The following is a 435-nucleotide window of genomic DNA, read 5'->3' on the forward strand; positions in this document are numbered from 1 at the left end:
CCATGAGCGCGCCAGTCAGTGCTGCCGCCATCGCAAATTTCCGAATCATTCCGTGTCCTCCCAATATGGTGGGTTCACTCTATGACGCTGTGCGGGCGTGGCAAGAAGAAGGATCGCGGGGCGGTGGAGCAGAGGTCAGGCGTCGTTGTCCGCATCCCCCGGCTCCACGGGACCAATACCCTTTGACAGATTGGCCTTCCGGGCGCGGAAGAAGAAGGCAATGGAGCCGGCATAAGCGGCCAGTGTCATGAGGGCGACGAGTTTCGGGATCACATGGAATGGCTCTTCGCCCACGGCGACCGCGCCGAACCAGCCAAGGTCGCTGTCCGGCAGCTGGCCACGCTCGGCCAGCAAAAGGCCGAGGCGGGCAAAGTCGCTATAGGACTGGAAGATCTCGTTGCAGAAGCCGAGGGCGAACATGGAATAGATGACCAG

At 61.4% G+C, this 435-nt stretch carries 1 protein-coding gene; it reads right to left on the minus strand.

Annotated features, from left to right (window positions below; translation table 11 throughout):
* Positions 1-135: 135 nt before the first annotated feature.
* A partial coding sequence (locus tag B4F73_RS15760) for a hypothetical protein (RefSeq protein WP_290483740.1) occupies positions 136-435 on the minus strand: 300 nt, incomplete at its 5' end.

Source organism: Hyphomonas sp. UBA3601 (assembly GCF_002375605.1).
Lineage (GTDB): Bacteria > Pseudomonadota > Alphaproteobacteria > Caulobacterales > Hyphomonadaceae > Hyphomonas.